The organism is Arthrobacter sp. SLBN-112, from assembly GCF_030944625.1.
Taxonomy (GTDB): Bacteria; Actinomycetota; Actinomycetes; order Actinomycetales; family Micrococcaceae; genus Arthrobacter.
This window is the reverse complement of record NZ_JAUSXY010000001.1, coordinates 2,565,332-2,583,179: the sequence shown is the minus strand read 5'-3', so window position 1 is coordinate 2,583,179 and position 17,848 is coordinate 2,565,332. Positions and strand designations below refer to the sequence as shown.

14 protein-coding genes and 2 tRNA genes are annotated in these 17,848 nt (G+C 66.7%); 4 read left to right on the top strand and 12 right to left on the bottom strand.

The window, feature by feature from the left end:
* The first annotated feature begins 75 nt into the window (after window positions 1-75).
* Entirely contained in the window at window positions 76-795 is a 720-nt protein-coding gene (locus QF050_RS12120; protein ID WP_009356552.1) for an IclR family transcriptional regulator, read from the top strand.
* 55 nt (window positions 796-850) lie between these two features.
* Window positions 851-1,399, top strand: coding sequence for a DUF1697 domain-containing protein (locus QF050_RS12115; RefSeq protein WP_308930640.1), 549 nt, complete (start codon window positions 851-853; stop codon window positions 1,397-1,399).
* Window positions 1,400-1,540: 141 nt separating this feature from the next.
* On the opposite strand, the gene QF050_RS12110 is transcribed toward QF050_RS12115, so the two are convergent.
* Window positions 1,541-1,616 (bottom strand) — tRNA-Glu (locus tag QF050_RS12110).
* A gap of 129 nt (window positions 1,617-1,745) precedes the next feature.
* Window positions 1,746-1,817, bottom strand: a tRNA-Gln gene (locus tag QF050_RS12105).
* Window positions 1,818-2,125: 308 nt separating this feature from the next.
* Here QF050_RS12105 and QF050_RS12100 point away from each other — a divergent pair.
* Entirely contained in the window at window positions 2,126-3,721 is a 1,596-nt protein-coding gene (locus QF050_RS12100) for a hypothetical protein (protein WP_308930639.1), read from the top strand.
* A gap of 35 nt (window positions 3,722-3,756) precedes the next feature.
* On the opposite strand, the gene QF050_RS12095 is transcribed toward QF050_RS12100, so the two are convergent.
* The 4 genes from QF050_RS12095 to QF050_RS12080 are packed head-to-tail and all read right to left on the bottom strand — an operon-like array spanning window position 3,757 to window position 7,683.
* On the bottom strand, window positions 3,757-4,503 hold the full coding sequence (locus QF050_RS12095) for an HAD family hydrolase (RefSeq protein WP_308930638.1): 747 nt from the start codon (window positions 4,501-4,503) through the stop codon (window positions 3,757-3,759).
* Window positions 4,503-6,017 (bottom strand): glutamate--tRNA ligase, encoded by a 1,515-nt coding sequence (gene gltX / locus QF050_RS12090; protein ID WP_308930637.1) that lies wholly within the window; start codon window positions 6,015-6,017, stop codon window positions 4,503-4,505. Before gltX ends, QF050_RS12095 begins: the two co-directional genes overlap by 1 nt.
* 57 nt (window positions 6,018-6,074) lie before the next feature.
* Window positions 6,075-6,851 carry a fumarylacetoacetate hydrolase family protein gene (locus QF050_RS12085; protein WP_308930636.1) on the bottom strand — a complete coding sequence of 259 codons (777 nt, stop codon included), beginning with the start codon at window positions 6,849-6,851 and terminating at the stop codon, window positions 6,075-6,077.
* 10 nt (window positions 6,852-6,861) lie between these two features.
* Window positions 6,862-7,683 carry an MBL fold metallo-hydrolase gene (locus QF050_RS12080; protein ID WP_308930635.1) on the bottom strand — a complete coding sequence of 274 codons (822 nt, stop codon included), beginning with the start codon at window positions 7,681-7,683 and terminating at the stop codon, window positions 6,862-6,864.
* A gap of 142 nt (window positions 7,684-7,825) precedes the next feature.
* On the opposite strand from QF050_RS12080, the gene QF050_RS12075 reads away from it, so the two are divergent.
* Window positions 7,826-8,422 carry a hypothetical protein gene (locus QF050_RS12075; RefSeq protein WP_308930634.1) on the top strand — a complete coding sequence of 199 codons (597 nt, stop codon included), beginning with the start codon at window positions 7,826-7,828 and terminating at the stop codon, window positions 8,420-8,422.
* Window positions 8,423-8,494: 72 nt separating this feature from the next.
* Here the strand turns inward: QF050_RS12075 and QF050_RS12070 are convergent, their stop codons facing one another.
* From QF050_RS12070 to serA, 6 genes are all read right to left on the bottom strand, one after another.
* Complete coding sequence (locus QF050_RS12070) at window positions 8,495-9,607, bottom strand: branched-chain amino acid aminotransferase (RefSeq protein WP_308930633.1); 1,113 nt, start codon at window positions 9,605-9,607, stop codon at window positions 8,495-8,497.
* Window positions 9,608-9,711: 104 nt separating this feature from the next.
* The gene (locus QF050_RS12065; protein ID WP_308930632.1) at window positions 9,712-10,764 is read right to left on the bottom strand and encodes a 3-isopropylmalate dehydrogenase; all 1,053 of its coding nucleotides are present in this window, start codon (window positions 10,762-10,764) and stop codon (window positions 9,712-9,714) included.
* Between the two features lie 88 nt (window positions 10,765-10,852).
* Window positions 10,853-12,406 carry a methionine--tRNA ligase gene (metG, locus tag QF050_RS12060; RefSeq protein ID WP_308930631.1) on the bottom strand — a complete coding sequence of 518 codons (1,554 nt, stop codon included), beginning with the start codon at window positions 12,404-12,406 and terminating at the stop codon, window positions 10,853-10,855.
* A gap of 36 nt (window positions 12,407-12,442) precedes the next feature.
* Window positions 12,443-13,198, bottom strand: coding sequence for an ATP-binding cassette domain-containing protein (locus QF050_RS12055; protein WP_308930630.1), 756 nt, complete (start codon window positions 13,196-13,198; stop codon window positions 12,443-12,445).
* Complete coding sequence (locus QF050_RS12050; protein ID WP_308930629.1) at window positions 13,195-15,993, bottom strand: FtsX-like permease family protein; 2,799 nt, start codon at window positions 15,991-15,993, stop codon at window positions 13,195-13,197. The genes QF050_RS12055 and QF050_RS12050 overlap by 4 nt, the downstream gene beginning before the upstream one ends.
* Before the next feature lie 217 nt (window positions 15,994-16,210).
* Complete coding sequence (gene serA, locus QF050_RS12045; RefSeq protein ID WP_109045023.1) at window positions 16,211-17,800, bottom strand: phosphoglycerate dehydrogenase; 1,590 nt, start codon at window positions 17,798-17,800, stop codon at window positions 16,211-16,213.
* Between the last annotated feature and the right edge of the window lie 48 nt (window positions 17,801-17,848).

Genomic DNA, 17,848 nt, shown 5'->3' with positions numbered 1-17,848 from the left:
ACTGAATCAGGACGGCTCCGCACTGCGCCAGCCGAAAGATTTGCATCTCAGATATTGAGACGGCAATATCATTACATGGACAATTCTAGTGGAGTCGGCGTCATTGATAAAGCAGCCCAGGTGCTCGATGCACTTGAGGCCGGACCCACCACGCTGGCACAGCTTGTGGCCGCCACCGGCCTGGCCCGGCCCACCGTCCACCGGCTGGCCCTGGCACTCGTCCACCACCGGCTGGTCAGCCGCGACATCCAGGGCCGGTTCGTCCTTGGCAGCAGGCTAGTGGAACTGGCCTCGGCCGCGGGCGAGGACCGCCTGATCGCCTCCGCCGGGCCCGTCCTCATGCAGCTGCGGGACGCCACCGGCGAAAGCGCGCAAATCTTCCGCCGGCAGGGCGACTGGCGGGTGTGCGTTGCATCCGCCGAACGCCCCATCGGCCTGCGCGACACCATCCCCGTGGGCACGCAGCTGTCCATGAAGGCAGGCTCCGCCGCCCAGGTGCTGCTCGCCTGGGAGGATCACGACCGCCTCCTCGAGGGCCTGCAGTCCGCGCGCTTTACACCCACAGTCCTGGCAGGCGTACGACGACGGGGCTGGGGCCAGAGCCTCGGCGAACGTGAGCCCGGGGTCGCCTCCGTCTCCGCACCGGTGCGGGGACCGTCCGGCCGGGTGATCGCCGCCGTCTCCATTTCCGGCCCGATCGAGAGGCTGACCCGCCAGCCCGGACGCCTGCACGCCGAAGTCGTCTGCAACGCCGGCCGCATCCTGACCGAAGCGCTGCGCAAAAACAACGACTAAGGGGTTTCGGCCCGTTTTCGGCTCCGTCGGACTGCCCGGCCACTAGGCTGTGGCCATGGGCAGCTACGCAGTCTTCCTCCGGGGAATCAATGTTGGCGGAATCAATATCAAGATGGCGGACCTCCGGGACGCACTGAAAGACTCGGGCTTCGCGGATGCCACGACGTTGCTGGCAAGCGGGAACGTCGTCCTCTCCAGCAGCCTGGGCGCAGCCGGCGTCAAACGCGAGTGCGAAAAATGCCTCCGAAAAGCGTTCGGCTATGAGGCGTGGGTCGTCGTCGTGCCGGCCGGTCGGGTGGCGGAACTGGTGGACGCCTGCCCCTATCCGGAGGACGACAAGTCCACCCACACCTACATCACCTTCTCGTCCGATACCGCAGTCCTGGACGAACTGGAAGCGGCCGCCGCAGCGATTGACGGCCAGGACCAGAAGCGCCTGGGACCGGAAGCGCTGGCGTGGCTGGCCCCGGCGGGCGGCACCCTGGACAGTCCCTTTAGCAAGATCAGCTCGAAGACCAGGTTCAAGGCCGCCACCACCACGCGCAACCTGCGCACGCTGATCAAGGTCCGGGAGGCAGCTGCCGCCCTGGCGGCGGCCTCCTAGGCGGTCCCAGCAGGACATTCCCCGCAACAAGGACCACTCCCCGCGGAACGGCGAGGGGTTTTGTCCAGACGGAGGGGATTGTCCGCCAGCCGTTTCCGGAAAAACAAAAATGGCCCCGGGCTGGTGCCCGGGACCATTCGATGGTGACCCCAGCGGGATTCGAACCCGCGTTACCGCCGTGAGAGGGCGGCGTACTAGGCCGCTATACGATGGGGCCGTGTACTTTCCGGCAGCGTTTCCGCCGCTCGGCTCAGTGAGTATTTCACACACTTTGCCGTGGTTTCAAATCGGTGAACCGAGTGGAAACCTCCTGTTTCGTGGCCCCCGAAAGGGCTTCAAACCAGAGCTGGGATACCAGGACTCGAACCTAGAATGACGGTACCAGAAACCGTAGTGTTGCCAATTACACCATATCCCAATGGCACTTTCGGGCCGGATTTCAGGGCGTTTTCCCTGCTCCGTGCGCCTCAGCACGAGAAATTACTTTACCCGAGACTTCGGGCTCGCACAAATCCACCGCGCGCCGCGTCCCCGGTCCTCGAAAAAAGAGAACTGCCCAAACCTTGCCCACCGTCCAACGTTATGGTTACCCTCGAGTAAGTTACCGATCGGTAACAAGTTCCCCGCCCTGTCACTACGGGCACCCACGAGGTCGAGGGACCGCCCTGCCAATCCCGGTTTCGCCACCGGACATCGCTGTCCGGCGGAAGTTAGGAAGTGTCAGCGTTGACAACCCGTACAGCAACCATTGCATCCGCAACCCGCAAACCCCGGCCACAGTTCATCGCCATCATGGCCCTCTCCCTCCTACTGGTCCTCTTCCTTGCCTTTTACACATATCTCACGGGCCAGATCTCCAACGGCGCCGCTCAACTGATGGACGGGGCGGAACAAGCCGCGGCAGGCGCCGCCCAGCTCAAGGACGGGTCGGGCCAGCTGGCCGCGGGTGCGGGAGCGGCCAATAAGGGCGCCGCGCAAGTGCAGGACGGATCGATCAAGGTCAAGGACGGGACCAGCCAACTCAATACCGGTGCCCTCGCCCTGCAATCGGGCGCGGGCAGGATCTACTCAGGCGTCCGGGACCAGCTCGCCCCGGGCGTGGACAAGCTTCATGCCGGCACCACCAAGCTGCAAAATGACGTCCTGAACAAACTCGTGCCGGGCGTTTACCAGGTGGATGACGGTGCCCGGAAGCTCCAGGCCGGCGCCGTAGCGCTCTCCGCCGCACTCACCCCAACGGCGGCCGGCAATGCACCGAACAACCTTGCCGACGGTGCCGGGCAGCTCGCGGCGGGGACGGGGCAGCTCGCCGCAGGTGCCAGCCAGCTGGACGCCGGCGCCACCGACCTGACGGCCGGGACGGCAGCACTCAAGAATGGCGCGGACCAGCTTGCGGCCGGCGCGGGACAGCTCAAGGGATACCCCGGGGCCGGCAACGATCCCACGAAGGGCGATGGACTGGCTGCGCTCAGCCAGGGGCTGGACCAGCTGGAAGCAGCGGCGAACGGACCCCAGGGCCTGGTGCCCCTGGCTGTCCTGAAGGACCAGATCGCGAAACTGGCCGACGGCGGCCGCAGGGCCTATGCCGGTGCGGCCCAGCTCGACGCCGGGGCGGCAAAGCTCGACGCCGGGGCCGGCGCCTTGAACGACGGCGCCGGGCAGCTGAAGGCCGGTACGGGGAGGCTGAACACGGGAGCCGGACAGGTGAATGACGGAGCCGGCCGGCTGAAAGCGGGCTTCGCTACCTTGGCGGAGAAGCTCAACGCCACGGATCCCCAGAACCCCGGCGTCGTCCTGGGTACCTCCATGCTGGCGGACGGCACGGCGAAAATCCGGACCGGAATGGACGGCGTCCCCGGCGATCCCGACAGCCCCGGCCTGATCTACGCCGCCAACAATCTCCAGGACGGCACCACCAAGCTCAGTGCGGGCGTCAACGGCGACGGGGACCCGGCCAACCCGGGGCTCCTGGCCGGGACCGAGGCCCTGTCGGAGGGCACCACCACCTTGAGCCACGGCGCCGGGCAGCTGCAGTCGGGGTCCGCCCAGCTGGCGGACGGAACCGGGAAGCTCGCCGACGGCAACGGGAAGCTTGATGACGGTTCGGGCAAGCTCGCCGACGGCGCCGGCAAGCTGGCCGAGGGCAATGCCAGAATCGCGGCCGGAACGCAGGAACTGCACACGAAGGTGGCCGCCGTGTCGCCGTCGTCCTGGCTGGACAGCCCCGTCACAGCACTGCTGCTGATCGCGCTGCTGGTGGGAGCCGCCGTCGGCGGATATCTCATCCTCCGCCGCCGCGCCGCCCGGCTAAACACTGCCTGACGAAGACCAGCTGACAAAGACTGCCTGGCCAGGACCTACGCGAAGAGCGGGAGAAGATCCGCCAACGTGGTGACCGCGGTTCCACCAAACTGGGCCGCGGTCTCCGCGTTCCGGTTAAGCCAGACGCCAACCAGGCCGGCCGCCGTCGAGCCTTCCGCGTCCAGCAGCCGGTTATCGCCCACGTACAGCGTCTGCGCAGGGATGGTGCCCAGGAGCCTGACGCCTTCCAGGTATATGGCTGGATCCGGCTTGGCCACGCCCAGGGTGTCCGTTCCCACGAGGTGCTTCACGCGTTCAAGGCCGGCACCGTCCAGCTTTGCCCGCTGGTAATCATGGACGTTGTTGCTGACGGCGCCGTACGGAATCCCCGCGGCGTCCAAAACGTCAAGAAGCGGTGCAACGTCCGGGAACGGCTTCACGTACGAGGGTTGTTTTTCCACGTACGCGGCCAGCCAGCGGTGCGATTCATCGCCATCTGCCAATTCCACGCCAAAGTGTCCCAGCGCGGCGCGGCCCCGGAGCAGGCGCTGTTCGTTGAACGTCAGCTCGCCGGCCAGGTAGCGGTCGTAATAGTGCGTGGTTTCGTGCGTGAAAATCCGCCCGAACCGCTCCCACCCGGCCTGGTCCAGGCCGGGCAGGAGGTGCTCACTGACCTCGCGCAGCGCGGTGGTCATCGAGTACTCAAGGTCCACCAGGGTGTCGTCGATGTCGAACAGGACGCCCCTGACCACGCCATGAGGCGTATGCGGGATACCCGCCGGGGCTTTGCTTGGCGCGGTCATCAGCCGCGGAAGGCGCGGAGCCTGCGCAGGGAGGACTCCTTGCCCAGGATCACCATCGATTCGAACAGTGGCGGCGAGATCCGCCGGCCGGAAACCGCCGTACGGACGGGGCCGAACGCGAGCCGCGGCTTGATGCCGAGGTCCTCCACCAAGGCCTGCTTCAGGGCTGCCTGGATGCCCTCGGCGGTCCAGTCGGCCACCGGTTCCAGCGCGGCAAGTGCCGCATCAAGCACCTCGGAAAGGTTCTCCGGAAGGCCCTTGCGGGCGTCGTCGGCGATGTCGACGGCGTCGTCCGCCTTGAACAGGAAGGCCAGCATGTCCGGCGCCTCACCCAGCAGCGTGATGCGTTCCTGGATCAGCGGCGCGGCCTCAGTAAGGATCTCTTCCTCGCGGTCCGTCAGGATCTCCCCCACCAGGCCTGCGTCGCGCAGGTAGTGCGCCACCCGGTCGCGGAAGACCTTGGGCTCGAGCATCCGGACGTGCGTGCCGTTGATGGCTTCGGCCTTCTTCAGGTCGAAACGCGCGGGGTTGCCCAGGACGTCGTGGATATCGAAGTGCTCCACGAGCTGTTCGACGGTAAAGATGTCCTCGTCGGCGCTCAGCGACCAGCCAAGCAGGGACAGGTAGTTCAGCAGACCTTCCGGGATGAAGCCCCGCTCCCGGTGCAGGAAAAGGCTGGACTCGGGGTCCCGCTTGGAGAGCTTCTTGTTTCCTTGGCCCATGACATAGGGCAGGTGGCCGAACTCGGGCATGTATTCGGCAACCCCCACCGCGTACAGGGCCCGGTACAGGGCCACCTGGCGCGGCGTGGAGCTGAGCAGGTCCTCGCCGCGCAGCACGTGCGTGATGCCCATCAGGGCGTCGTCCACCGGGTTGACCAGGGTGTACAACGGCGCGCCGTTGGCCCGCACCACGGCGAAGTCGGGGACGGATCCGGCCTTGAACGTGATCTCGCCGCGGACCAGGTCGGTGAACGTGATGTCCTCATCCGGCATGCGCAGTCGGAGGACAGCCTGCCGGCCCTCGGCCCGGTACTGTGCCAGCTGCTCTTCCGTCAGGTGCCGGTCAAAGCCGTCGTAGCCAAGCTTCGGGTCCCGGCCGGCGGCGCGGTGGCGTGCCTCGATCTCCTCGGGGGTGGAGAAGGACTCGTAGATGTATCCGGCGTCGTGCAGGCGCTTGATGACGTCCTGGTAGATGTCGCCGCGCTGGGACTGCCGGTACGGCTCGTGCGGGCCGCCCACCTCGACACCCTCGTCCCAGTCGATCCCCAGCCACTTCAGGGCGTCCAGGAGCTGGTGGTAGCTTTCCTCGCTGTCCCGCGCCGCGTCCGTGTCCTCGATCCGGAAGACCAGGGTGCCCTTGGTGTGGCGGGCGTAGGCCCAGTTGAACAGGGCGGTCCGGATCAGTCCGACGTGCGGGGTGCCCGTGGGCGAGGGGCAAAACCGGACCCGGACGGGCGTCTCGGCAGTGACGGGCGGAATGGAGGCGGCAAGCGACGAAGAAGCGATAGTCATAGTGGCTTCAACTTTACCCGCCTGGCTGCCTTCCGGCCTTCCGCCCGCCAGCCGGGGTCAGCGGCGGACGATCGGGTTGGACAGCCGGCCGATGCCTTCGATTTCCACCTCGAAGCGGTCGCCTTCCTTGAGCAGTCCGACGCCCGCCGGCGTTCCGGTCATGATGACGTCGCCGGGCAGCAGGGTGAACGCGTGCGAGACGACGGACACCAGTTCCCGGACGCCGCGGATCATCTGGCTGGTGCTGCCGTCCTGGCGGATTTCCCCGTTAAGCCGGCCCTGGATCTGCAGGTCCTCGGTGTCGAGGTCGGTCTCGATCCACGGACCAAGCGGGGCGGAGGTGTCGAAACCCTTGGCGCGGGTCCACTGCAGGTCGGTCTTCTGGACATCGCGGGCGGTGAGGTCGTTGCCGCAGGTGTAGCCGAAGATGACGTCATCAACGCGGTCCTCGGGGACGTCCTTGCAGATCCTGCCGATCACCACGCAGAGTTCGGCCTCGAAGGAGACCTCTTCCGAGAACTCGGGCAGCACCACGGGGTCGTTGGGCCCCACCACCGCAGTGTTGGGCTTCAGGAACAGCAGCGGCTGTGCGGGTACTTCGTTGCCGAGCTCATGCGCGTGCTCCACGAAGTTCCGGCCCACCCCGATGACCTTGCTGCGCGGGATGATGGGCGCCAGCAGCCGGACGTCTTCCAGTTTGTGGCGCACGGAGGTGCGCTCCACGCCGTTGAAGAACGGGTCGCCGTGGATGACAGTGATTTCTTCACTGCCGTCATCACCTTCCACAACGCCGTACAGGGGATCGGAATCGACAACAAACCTCGCAATACGCATGGTTCCTACCCTACCGTTTCGCCGGCGCCGGACGGCCGCCGCTTTCGTGGCCGCGCAGGTAGGAAAGCTGTGCGGCCACGGACAGTTCGGCAGCGCGCCGGACGGAAGGGTCGACGTCGGCATAGACGGCGTCCGTCACCTCACGCACGGATGCGTCCCGGCCCAGGCTGCGGAGTGCGGCGCGGATTTGGGCGAGCCGTTCCTCCCGGTGCCGGCGGTAGTCCCGGACGGTGTCCTGCAGTGATGGCAGCACCGGGCCGTGGGCCGGGAGCACTGCCGTGGTCCCCAGCGCCTCCAGCCGGTCCAGGGTGGCGAGGTAGTCCCCCAGCGTGCCGTCCGGGTAGTCCAGGACGGTGGTGCCCCTGCCCAGGACGGTGTCGCCGGTCAGGACCGAGCCGTGCTGACCGTCGGCGGCCAGGTGGAAGCAGACGGAATCGGAGGTATGCCCGGGCGTCGCCAGCACCGTGATATCCACTCCTGCGGCGTGGATCACTTCGCCGTCGGCCAACGGCGCTCCCCCGCCATGGCAATGGCCGGGGTCAGCGGCACGCACCGGCGCCCCGGTCAGCTCGTGCAGCCGGGCGGAACCGGCAGTGTGGTCCGCGTGCCGGTGGGTCACGAGCACCAGTTCGACGACGCCGGACCGGGCGAGGGCGGCCAGGTGGGCTTCGTCCAGCGGGCCGGGGTCCACCACGACGACGGACGGGTGGCCGGGGGCACGCAGGACATAGGAGTTGGTGCCGTCCAGGCTCATGGGGCCGGGGTTGGGTGCCAGGATGAACTGGGTGAGCCCGGAGCTGCGCTGCAGACCGGGGCCGGTAACTGGGGTCACTGACCCATCCTTGCATCCAGGTCCGCCACTCCCCCAGCCCCTGCCGGTGTGCGCTGTAAAAAGAGCACAGCGGAATAGAACACCGGCGGCTCCGGGTTGGCACCAGTGACAACCAATCCCCCGAGGAAGCCGGATACCGCCAATGACCACCCCAACGCTCGCAGACCTTCTCGCCCAGGCGGACGCAGACGGCCACGATCACTCCGCGACCGAAAAAGCCACCGGCCTCCTGCATATCCACAACCACGCGACCGGCAGCATCATCTGGTTTCCCACGTGGAAGAAGTTCCGCGAAACAACAGACTGGACGGACGCCGTCACCGGCATCACGGCCGAACTGGCCGCCGCCCCCGCGCCCGCTGACCAGGCCGGCGCCGCGCTGATCGCCTCGGATCTGGAAACGCTGCTGGAGCAGGCCTCCCGATCCGGTGACGCGGCAGTCTTCGTGCAGGAAAACCTCACCCGCCACCTGACGCGGACCTGGGCTGTGGGCGACGCGGTGGCACAGGCGGACGGCAAGGAGTTGTTCACCAGCGGCTCCACCCCCGCCGTCTTCGCTGGCTACCCCTACGACGTTTATGCCCAGGACGGCGGCGTTTTCGCCACCACGCTGTGGAACGACCTCATCGACGCCCGGCGTCACCGCGCCTTGGCGGAGGAAGCTGCCCGCAAGGCACTCAAGCCGGTGTCCCGCAAAGCCATGAAGAACGCCGCCCGCAAGGCGTCATCCCGCCGCTAGGCAGCCGCGGCTGGAACGCAGAACGGCGCCTGCCGGACCTCAGTCCGGCAGGCGCCGTCGTACGTGGAGAGCCTAGGCCAGGCGGGTCAGCCAGCCGTGGGTGTCCGGTTCGGCCCCGGTCTGGATGCCCAGGAGCTTTTCGCGGATGGCCATGGTGGTTTCCCCGGCCTTGGCGTCCTCGGAGCCGATGAACTCGGTGGCATCCTTCAGCACCCCGATGGGGGTGATCACTGCGGCGGTCCCGCAGGCGAACACTTCGGCGATGTCGCCGGAGGCCACGCCGTCGCGCCACTCGTCAAGGGTGATCTTCCGCTCGGCAACGTCGCGTCCCATGTCCTTGGCCACCTGGATCACGGACATCCGGGTGACGCCTTCCAAGATGGTGCCCGTGAGCGCCGGCGTAACCAGCGAACCGTCCTTCATGACGAAGAACACGTTCATGCCGCCCAGCTCTTCCACGGCGCTATCGTTGGCCTGGTCGAGGAACAGCACCTGCTTGCAGCCGTTGGCTTCGGCCTCCTGCTGCGCGATGAGTGAGGCTGCGTAGTTTCCGCCGCACTTGGCATCGCCGGTACCACCGCGGCCGGCACGGGCGTACTGGCGCGAGATCCAGATGGAGACCGGCTTCAGCTCGCCGCCGAAGTAGTTGCCGGCGGGTGAGGCGATCACCCGGAAGGACACTTCACGGGCGGCGCGGACACCCAGGAACGCCTCGGTGGCGATCATGAAGGGCCGCAGGTAGAGGGCTTCGCCGTCGCCGGAGGGCACCCATTCCTTGTCGGCGGCCACCAGCTCGCGGATGGCACCGAGGAAGTATTCGGCCGGCAGTTCGGGCAGGGCCAGGCGGCGGGCCGACTTGTTCAGCCGCGCCGCGTTCGCCTCGGGCCTGAAGGTCCAGACGGAGCCGTCAGCGTGCCGGTAGGCCTTGAGTCCTTCGAAGATTTCCTGGCCGTAGTGGAAGACCGCGGCGGAGGGGTCAAGGACGATCGGGCCGTACGGCTCGATCCGGGCATCGTGCCAGCCGCCGTTGCCGTCCGCGTCCACACTGTAGTCGACGATGGCAGTGTGGTCGGTGAAGTAGTTGCCGAATCCCGGGTTTGCCAGGATGGCTGCACGCTCTTCGGCGGACTTCGGGTTTGCCGAAGGCTGCCGGGTGAATTCGACGCCATGGGCGGTCTGAGTCATGGTTCCTCCACGATCGGCCGCCCCGGGGTTCAGCGCTGAAAAGCGAGGCGGCATTTGGTGATTCGAGACAAGCTTACGCCCGATGCCGGGGCCCCCGGCGTGGGCTAGAGTCCGGCGGCGATGGCGTCGCCCACGGCGCTGGTGCTGCGGGCGGTGCCGTCGCGCTTTTCGACGTCCGCAACCACAGCGGCTTCGATCCTGCGTGCGGCTTCGGCGTAGCCCAGGTGGTCCAGCAGGAGTGCCGCGGAGAGGATGGCAGCGGTGGGGTCCGCCTTGCCCTGGCCGGCGATGTCCGGCGCGGAACCGTGGACGGGCTCGAACATGGAGGGCGCGGTGCGGTCCATGTTGATGTTGCCCGATGCCGCCAGGCCGATGCCGCCCGTGATGGCAGCGGCGAGGTCGGTGATGATGTCGCCGAACAGGTTGTCGGTGACGATCACGTCGAAGCGGGACGGGTCCGTGACCATGAAGATGGTGGCGGCGTCAACATGCAGGTAGTCGTGGGTGACCCCGGGGAATTCCTTGGCGACGGCCTCGACGGTGCGCTTCCAGAGATGCCCGGCGAAGACCAGGACGTTGTGCTTGTGGACCAGGGTGACGTGCTTGCGTTCCCGGAGACTGGCGCGGCGGAAGGCATCGCGGACCACGCGCTCCACACCGTGGGCGGTGTTCAGGGACACTTCGGTGGCTACCTCGTGCGGGGTTCCGGCACGCAACGTCCCACCGTTGCCCACGTAGGGGCCCTCGGTTCCTTCACGCACCACGATGAAGTCGATGGTTCCGGGGTTTGCCAGCGGGCTGCCAACTGTCCCGTAGAGCCGCGAGGGCCGCAGGTTGACGTAGTGGTCCAGGCTGAAACGGAGCTTGAGGAGCAGTTCGCGCTCGATGATGCCGGACGGGATGCGGGTATCGCCCGGGGCGGCACCGACAGCGCCGAAGAGGATCGCGTCGCGCGTCTTCAGGTCCGCCAGGACGTGGTCAGGCAGGGTTTCGCCGGTGGCAAGCCAGTGCTCGGCGCCCAGGTCGTAATGCGTTGGTTTGAGCTGCACGCCCTCCGCGGCCACAGCCTTTTCGAGGACTTTGAGGGCCTCGGCAATAACTTCAGGGCCGATGCCGTCGCCGGGGATAACTGCAAGATCGATGGAGGATGCGCTCATGATTTCAGGGTAGCCAAGACATCCATATGCTGGTCAACCTATCCCAAAATGTGGACAAGGACGCGTCGTCCCGGAACGGTTTGCCGCCCTATTCGGCCGGTTCCTCGAACTTGGGGAACACGGGAGCGGGAGCGGGCAGCGCCGTGCCGGGGACGATCGGAGTTGCGATCGCGGCGAACTGGCGGCCGCCTTCGGGCTGGCCCAGTGCGTCCAGGAGCTTCGCGGTGGCGCCGGGCATGACCGGCTGGGCGAGGACCGCCACGATCCGCAGCACCTCCAGCGTTACGTACAGCACCGTGTTCATGCGCTCGACGTCGGTCTTCCGGAGTACCCAGGGCGCCTGCTCGGCAAAGTAGGCGTTGGTGTCCCCCAGCACGGCCCAGATGGCCTCCAGCGCGCGGCTGAATTCCTGCTTGTCGAAGGCGGCACGTGCGGCGTCGAGCAGGCCGTTGGCCTGGGCCAGGATGGCGGTGTCGGCCGCGGTGAACTCTCCGGGTTCGGGTACGGCGGCACCGCAGTTCTTGGCCACCATGGACAGGGAGCGCTGGGCGAGGTTGCCGAAGTTGTTCGCCAGGTCAGAGTTCATCCGGCCCAAGATGGCCTCGTGGTTGTAGCTGCCGTCCGCGCCGAACGGGACCTCCCGCAGGAAGAAGAAGCGCACCTGGTCCAGACCGTAGCGGGCCACGAAGTCGGCGGGTGCCACCACGTTGCCCAAGGACTTGGACATCTTGACCCCGTTGTTGTTCAGGAATCCGTGGATCATGACGCGCTTGGGCAGTTCCAGTCCGGCGCTCATCAGGAACGCAGGCCAGTAGATGGCGTGGAAGCGGGAGATATCCTTGCCGATGATGTGGAGGTCGGCGGGCCAGTACTTCCGGAACTTCTCCGACTCCGTGTCCGGATAGCCCACGCCGGTGAGGTAGTTGGTCAGCGCGTCCACCCACACGTACATGACGTGCTTGTCGTTGCCCGGGACGGGGACACCCCAGTCGAACGTGGTCCGGCTGACGGACAGGTCCTCCAGGCCGCGCTTGACGAAGCTGATGACCTCGTTGAACCTGTACTGCGGGGCGCCGAACTCCGGGTGGGATTCGTAGAGGGCCAGCAGCTTGTCCTGGTAGGCGGACAGCCGGAAGAAGTAGCTCTCCTCCGCCGTCCACGTCACCTCGGTGTCCGTCTCTTTCGAGTAGCGCACGCCGTCGTCCTTCACCACGGTCTCATCCTCGGCGTAGAACGCCTCGTCTCGCACGGAGTACCAGCCCTCGTATTTGTCGAGGTAGATATCGCCGTTGGCCTCCATTTTCTTCCAGATGGCCTGCGAGGCGGCGTAGTGGTCCGCGTCCGTGGTGCGGATGAACCGGTCGTAGCTGATGCCCAGGGCGGAGTGGGTCTCCTTGTAGACCGCGACGTTCCGGTCCACCAGTTCCTTGGGCGCGATGCCTTCCTTCTCCGCGGCCTGGGCGATCTTCATGCCGTGCTCGTCCGTGCCGGTCAGGAACATCACGTCATAGCCGTCCAGCCGCTTGAAGCGCGCCATGGCGTCGGTTGCTATGTACTCATAGGCATGCCCGATGTGCGGCACGCCGTTGGGGTAGGTGATGGCCGTGGTGATGTAGAACGGCGTTTTCTCTGGAGCAGTCACGGTCGGACGTTTACCTTCGGTGCGTAAGTGGGTGGGCTAGATCAGTTCTGTCAGGGTATCGCTGAGCCGGACCAGTTCGTGGTCATGCGAGGCCACCAGGACGGCGATGCCGTCGGAGGTGGTGTCCTTCAGGATGCTGATGATGCGGTTGGCGGAGGCGCGGTCCAGGCTGGCGGTGGGTTCGTCCACCACCAGGACCCTGGTGCCCAGGATCAAGGCCCGGGCAATGGCCACGCGCTGCCGTTCACCACCGGACAGCTGGGCCGGGCGGTGCCGCATGCGGCGGCCCAGCCCCACCAGGTCCAGCAGGTCCTTGGCCATGTCCCGCCGCTGGTCCACCTCGCCGTCGGGGACGGCGGGCAGGAGGACGTTCTCGAGGGCGCTCATGCCGTCAATCAGGGCACCACCCTGGTCCACGTAGCCGATGAGCGCACGGCGGCGGTCGGCGATTTCGTCGTCGCCCATGCTTTCGAGCGAGTCGCCTTCCCAGAAGACCCGGCCCGACGTCGGCAAGGTGAGCCCCGCGCCGACGGTCAGGATGCTGGTCTTGCCCGAGCCGCTTCGGCCGGCAACGCAGTGCATTTCCCCCGCGTGCAGGGTCAGGTCGAAGCCCTCCACCACGCTGACGGCGTCCGCGCCGCCCTTTCCGCCGCCATAACGGATGGTGATATCGCGCATCTCGAGCGGGGTGGCGTGATCGGCCGACTTGACGATGGTGTTGGCCCGGGTCTGCAGGGGGACCTCATTGGAGCCGCTCCGGCGGCTGCGCTGGACATTCGTCGGGTTTGTCATTGGACCACTTTCGTTGCAATCGGTATCCAGCAAAGTACAGCCACCAGCCCGGCCACCGCTGCCCAGATGGCCGCGTAGGGTGCCAGCAGCAGGCCGATGCCCAAGGCGCCCAGCACGCCCAGCGGCAAGGCCACGGTTCCCACGAGCGCGTTTTCGAACAAGCGAACCTGGCGGAGCATGTCCGGGTTCCAACCCATCGCCTCGAGGATCCCCAGGTATTGGCGCTTGGCGTTTAGCTCAAAGCGGCCGGTCACCAGGGTAAGCACCAGCCCCACAGCCACGCCGGCAAGAGCCAGCAGGATGCTGGGCAGCGTCACGCTCGCCGCGGCGAGGCCGCTGAGGGCGCTGGCACCCGCGGCCCGTGGAATGTCGATCAGCAAGGAGATCAGGCCGCCGACCGCGGCACCGAAGACACCCACCGCCACAGCCAGCGACAACGTGTTGAACTTGTTGGTGCCCAGCTGCCGGTTGGCGAAGGTCAGCGGCGAATCGACCGGGATGAGCCGTTCGTCATGCTGCGGTTCCTGGTCCACCACGTCGCGGTGGCGGAGCTGCTGCGCGGCGAACAGGGCCGCGCCGCAGTAGAGGACCACGACGGCGGCGCACACCAGGGCGGTCGGCAGGCTCCAGCTCAACAAGCTCAGCAGGATTCCGGCGGCGGCAAGCAGCACGGCGCCGACGCCGAACTCCTCAAGGACCCAGCTGCGGATCCGCCGCTGCGTCCAGCCCATGGCCCGCAGGGTTCCGGCCTCGCTGCGGCGTTTCCGGATGTAGCTGACAGTTGACGCCCCGGTCAGCAGGGCCGCGCCGCACAGGGTCAGGAACAGCAGGGTGACGTTGGTACCGGACAGGGATCCGGCCACGGCGTCGGCTGCGTTCTGCCGGACCCAGGACTGCTGGACGGTTCCCAGCGGGGACTCCTTGCCCGCTCCGTCCTTGGAGTAGCCGGGGACGGCGATGCTGGTGTCCTCGCGGGCCGAACCTGCCACGATCGTGGCGTCCAGTCCCATGTCCCGGATTTCGGCGGCGAGCTTCTCCACCTCGGGCTGGGCTTCTTTCCAGCTGCCCGGAGCCTTGGCGCGGACGCGGACGGCATCGATTACTGCGGCGTTCTGCTTGTAGCCCCGGGCTGCGGCAAGTCCGTAGTAGTCGGTGATCGCACCGGCGGACTGGCTCGCCAGGCCGGTGGCACTCAGGGACGGCTTGAGTTCCGCGGCGGGGACGTCCTTGCCTGCGGCGTCCTTGACCAGGGTGAACGGCGTGGGGTCATAGCCGCCCAGCGGCAGCTTGTTGACGTCGCCGGAAGCGGCGGCCACGGCAGCGGGGTCGAACGTGCCGTACACCATGGGCAGCGGCTGGGCCGGCTGCTGCTGGCCCGTGGACAGGTTGTCCCGGTAGGAGCGCTCGTCTACCGGGTCGCGCTGCGTCTGGTCCACGGGGGCGCCATTGGCGGCCTTGTCCGGCAAGCGGTTCACGGTGACCCAGTCACCGGGCACGGCAGTCTTGTCCACGGCACCGTTGGCCGCGGTGTCGCCGTCGGTGTACTTGGGAGCGCCGGCGAAATTGGTGCTCCACTTGGCGGGCGTGTACAGGCCCTGGTTGAAGTTGCCGTTGTTGCCCAGCAGCGACGAGTGGTCCGTGGAACCCGGCCATGACAGCACGAAGGGGTCCTTGGAAACGAACGGCAGGTAATCCTTGCCCAACGACTTGGAAACGGTGCCGACGTCCTTGACCACCTTGCCGGCGTCGTCGATCTCCTCGATCTTGACGTTGTACTTCAGGTCCAGCGACGTGCCGGAGCGCACGATCAGCGGAACGGCCTGCGAGCCGCTGGTGAGCTGGCCGGTGCGCTTGGCCTGCTGATACTGGGTCATCAGGGGGGCCCAGTACTTGAGCTTCACCCCGAGGAAGTCCGGTCCTTCCTTGAGCTGGTCCATGCTGATCCCGCTGGTGAAGAGGCCTTCCAGGTACCGGCCCACGGCGCCGGCGTCACGGGCGTCGGCGGGGGGCGCCTTTTCCAGCGGGGCGAGGAAGTCGCCCGCTGAACCCAGCAGGGCCCGTTCGGCCGCGGGGTCCACTGCCACGACGGATTCGGTGACCTCAGGGGCGAGCGGCAGGGCCACGGAGAGGTTGAAGAGGTTGTGTTCGGAGCCGCCGGCGGGGGCGGGGAACTTGATGCCTGTCTCGCCCGCAGGTGCGGCGATGCGGATGCTGCTGCCGCCCTGCGCCTTTTCCTCGACGAGGCGCGCCTTGCCCAGGGTGCCCTCGGCAGTGGTTTTGAAGAGGGTCTGCTCGGAGTTGCCGTCGGAGCTCACGGCGCTGGCGGTCAGGCGGTACTTCTTTGCAGTGTCGCTGAGTACCGATTCCGCCGCCGGCCACTGGTTCGGGGCGGTGGCACCCGCGGCCTGGTCAGCCGTCGCGGTACCGGCCAGCCCGGCGTTGTAGCCGAGGTAGTCCATGGCGTCGAGCCGGGGTGTTTCAAGGTTCTGGGTCACCCGCGAAACGAGGCTGATCGGGGCCGCCACGGACGTTCCGGAGAGTTTGCGGATGGAGTCCAGCTGGTCGAATCCAATGCCGCCGGCGCCATTGGCGATCTCGGGCTGGAGGAGTGCTCCGGAGGGCGCCTTGGCCTGGACCAGGATGTCGTAAAGCCCCCTCGAATTTTCGTCGATTGTCCGGTTGAGCGCGGCCTGTGACTGGCTTTGGACGACGACCGACAAGCACATGGCTGCGATCAAGATGGCCGCGGTCAACAGCAGCACCCTGCTTCTGATGAACCTCTGGACGGCGTTCATGGAACTCCCTGAAACCTGGATTGCGTGCGCGCACTTCCAACCGCCCGGGCAGACGTGGGCAATGGCGGACGGATGTGCAAAAGGTATTGGCCGGTCTGCCGGCTACGGTCCTGAACCAGGACCCAGCCATTGTAAGCAGACCGGCCAATCATACGTGGCTACGCCGGGGCGTGCCCGCGCGGAGGAGCGGCTACGGCGTTTCGGCCGGTGTGTCGCGTTAGTCTTCCAGGTCCACTTCCCGGACCATTTCAGCGCCGATACCGGCCTTGATGGCGTCCAGCACCTGCTGGGGAACGGAGCTGTCGATGGTCAGCAGGGCGAGTACCTGGCCGCCTTCGTCGGAACGGGCAACCTGCATGCCGGCGATGTTGATGTTGTTCATGCCCAGGATGTGGCCGATGGTGCCGATGACGCCGGGGCGGTCGGTGTAGGCCACCACCACCAGGTGCTCACTGATGGGGATTTCAACTTCGAAGCCGTTGATGCCCACCAGCTTCTCCACCTGCTTGGGGCCGGTCAGGGTGCCGGCCACGGAGATCTGGCTGCCGTCGCTCAGGGCACCGCGGAGCGTCAGGACATTGCGGTACGACTCGGTGTCCGGGGTGGTGATCAGGCGGACGTTGATGCCACGCTGTTCGGCGATGACGGGTGCGTTGACGTAGGACACCTGCTCGGTCACGATGTCGGCGAAGATGCCCTTCAGCGCTGCCAGCTCCAGCACCTTGACGTCGAGGGACGAAATTTCGCCGGCCACTTCGACGTCGAACTGGGTCAGGGAGGCATGGGTCAGCGCGGTGAAGATGCGGCCCAGCTTTTCGATCAGCGGGATGCCCGGGCGGACGTCGGGTGCGATGACGCCGCCGGCAACGTTGACGGCGTCCGGCACCAGTTCGCCGGCGAGGGCCAGGCGGACAGACTTGGCCACGGAGACGCCGGCCTTTTCCTGGGCTTCATCCGTCGAGGCGCCCAGGTGCGGGGTCACCACCACGTTGTCGAGCTTGAAGAACGGCAGGTCGGTGCTGGGTTCCTTGGCAAAGACGTCGACGCCGGCACCGGCGATTTCGCCGTCCTGCAGGGCCGTGAAGAGGGCTTCCTCGTCCACGAGTCCGCCGCGGGCCACGTTGACCACGTAGGCGGTGCTCTTCATCTTCTTGAAGGCGTCTGCGCCGAGCATGCCCACGGTCTCGGGCGTCTTGGGCATGTGGATGGTGATGAAGTCGGACTGGGCAAGGAGTTCGTCCAGCGTAACCAGCTGCACACCAAGCTGCGCTGCGCGGGCGGAGGTGATGTAGGGGTCGTAGGCGAGGATCTTGGTGTCGAAGCCCTTGAGCCGGGCTGCCACGAGGGCACCGATCCGGCCGAGGCCGATGATGCCGATCTTCTTTTCGAAGAGTTCGATACCGGTGTACTTGGAGCGCTTCCACTCGCCGTCCTTGAGGGCGGCGCTGGCCTGCGGAATGTGGCGGGCCAGGCTGAGGATGTGGCCCACGGTCAGTTCGGCCGCGGAAACGATGTTGGACGTTGGGGCGTTGACCACCATGACACCGGCCTGGGTGGCGGCCTTGATGTCGACGTTGTCCAGGCCCACGCCGGCGCGGGCGATGACTTTCAGGTTCTTGGCCGCTGCGATGGCTTCGGCGTCCACCTGGGTGGCGGAGCGGACCAGGATCGCGTCTACGTCACTGATCGCCGAGAGCAGCTGGGAACGGTCGGCGCCGTCAGTCTGGCGGATTTCAAAGTCCGGGCCGAGGGCCTCGACGGTGGCGGGGGAAAGTTCTTCGGCGAGCAGTACTACGGGTTTTGACACGGCTGATCCTCTGCGTTGCAGTCCTGGGGATGGAAACAAGTCTAGGCC

What these genes read in the sequence shown, in the direction of transcription:
- QF050_RS12055 (WP_308930630.1), bottom strand. Translation starts at nt 13,198, where the DNA reads ATGACAAACCCGACGAATGTCCAGCGCAGCCGCCGGAGCGGCTCCAAT.
- QF050_RS12065 (WP_308930632.1), bottom strand. Translation starts at nt 10,764, where the DNA reads ATGAGCGCATCCTCCATCGATCTTGCAGTTATCCCCGGCGACGGCATC.
- QF050_RS12070 (WP_308930633.1), bottom strand. Translation starts at nt 9,607, where the DNA reads ATGACTCAGACCGCCCATGGCGTCGAATTCACCCGGCAGCCTTCGGCA.
- gltX (WP_308930637.1), bottom strand. Translation starts at nt 6,017, where the DNA reads ATGACTATCGCTTCTTCGTCGCTTGCCGCCTCCATTCCGCCCGTCACT.
- QF050_RS12085 (WP_308930636.1), bottom strand. Translation starts at nt 6,851, where the DNA reads ATGCGTATTGCGAGGTTTGTTGTCGATTCCGATCCCCTGTACGGCGTT.
- QF050_RS12120 (WP_009356552.1), top strand. Translation starts at nt 76, where the DNA reads ATGGACAATTCTAGTGGAGTCGGCGTCATTGATAAAGCAGCCCAGGTG.
- QF050_RS12115 (WP_308930640.1), top strand. Translation starts at nt 851, where the DNA reads ATGGGCAGCTACGCAGTCTTCCTCCGGGGAATCAATGTTGGCGGAATC.
- QF050_RS12075 (WP_308930634.1), top strand. Translation starts at nt 7,826, where the DNA reads ATGACCACCCCAACGCTCGCAGACCTTCTCGCCCAGGCGGACGCAGAC.
- QF050_RS12095 (WP_308930638.1), bottom strand. Translation starts at nt 4,503, where the DNA reads ATGACCGCGCCAAGCAAAGCCCCGGCGGGTATCCCGCATACGCCTCAT.
- QF050_RS12050 (WP_308930629.1), bottom strand. Translation starts at nt 15,993, where the DNA reads ATGAACGCCGTCCAGAGGTTCATCAGAAGCAGGGTGCTGCTGTTGACC.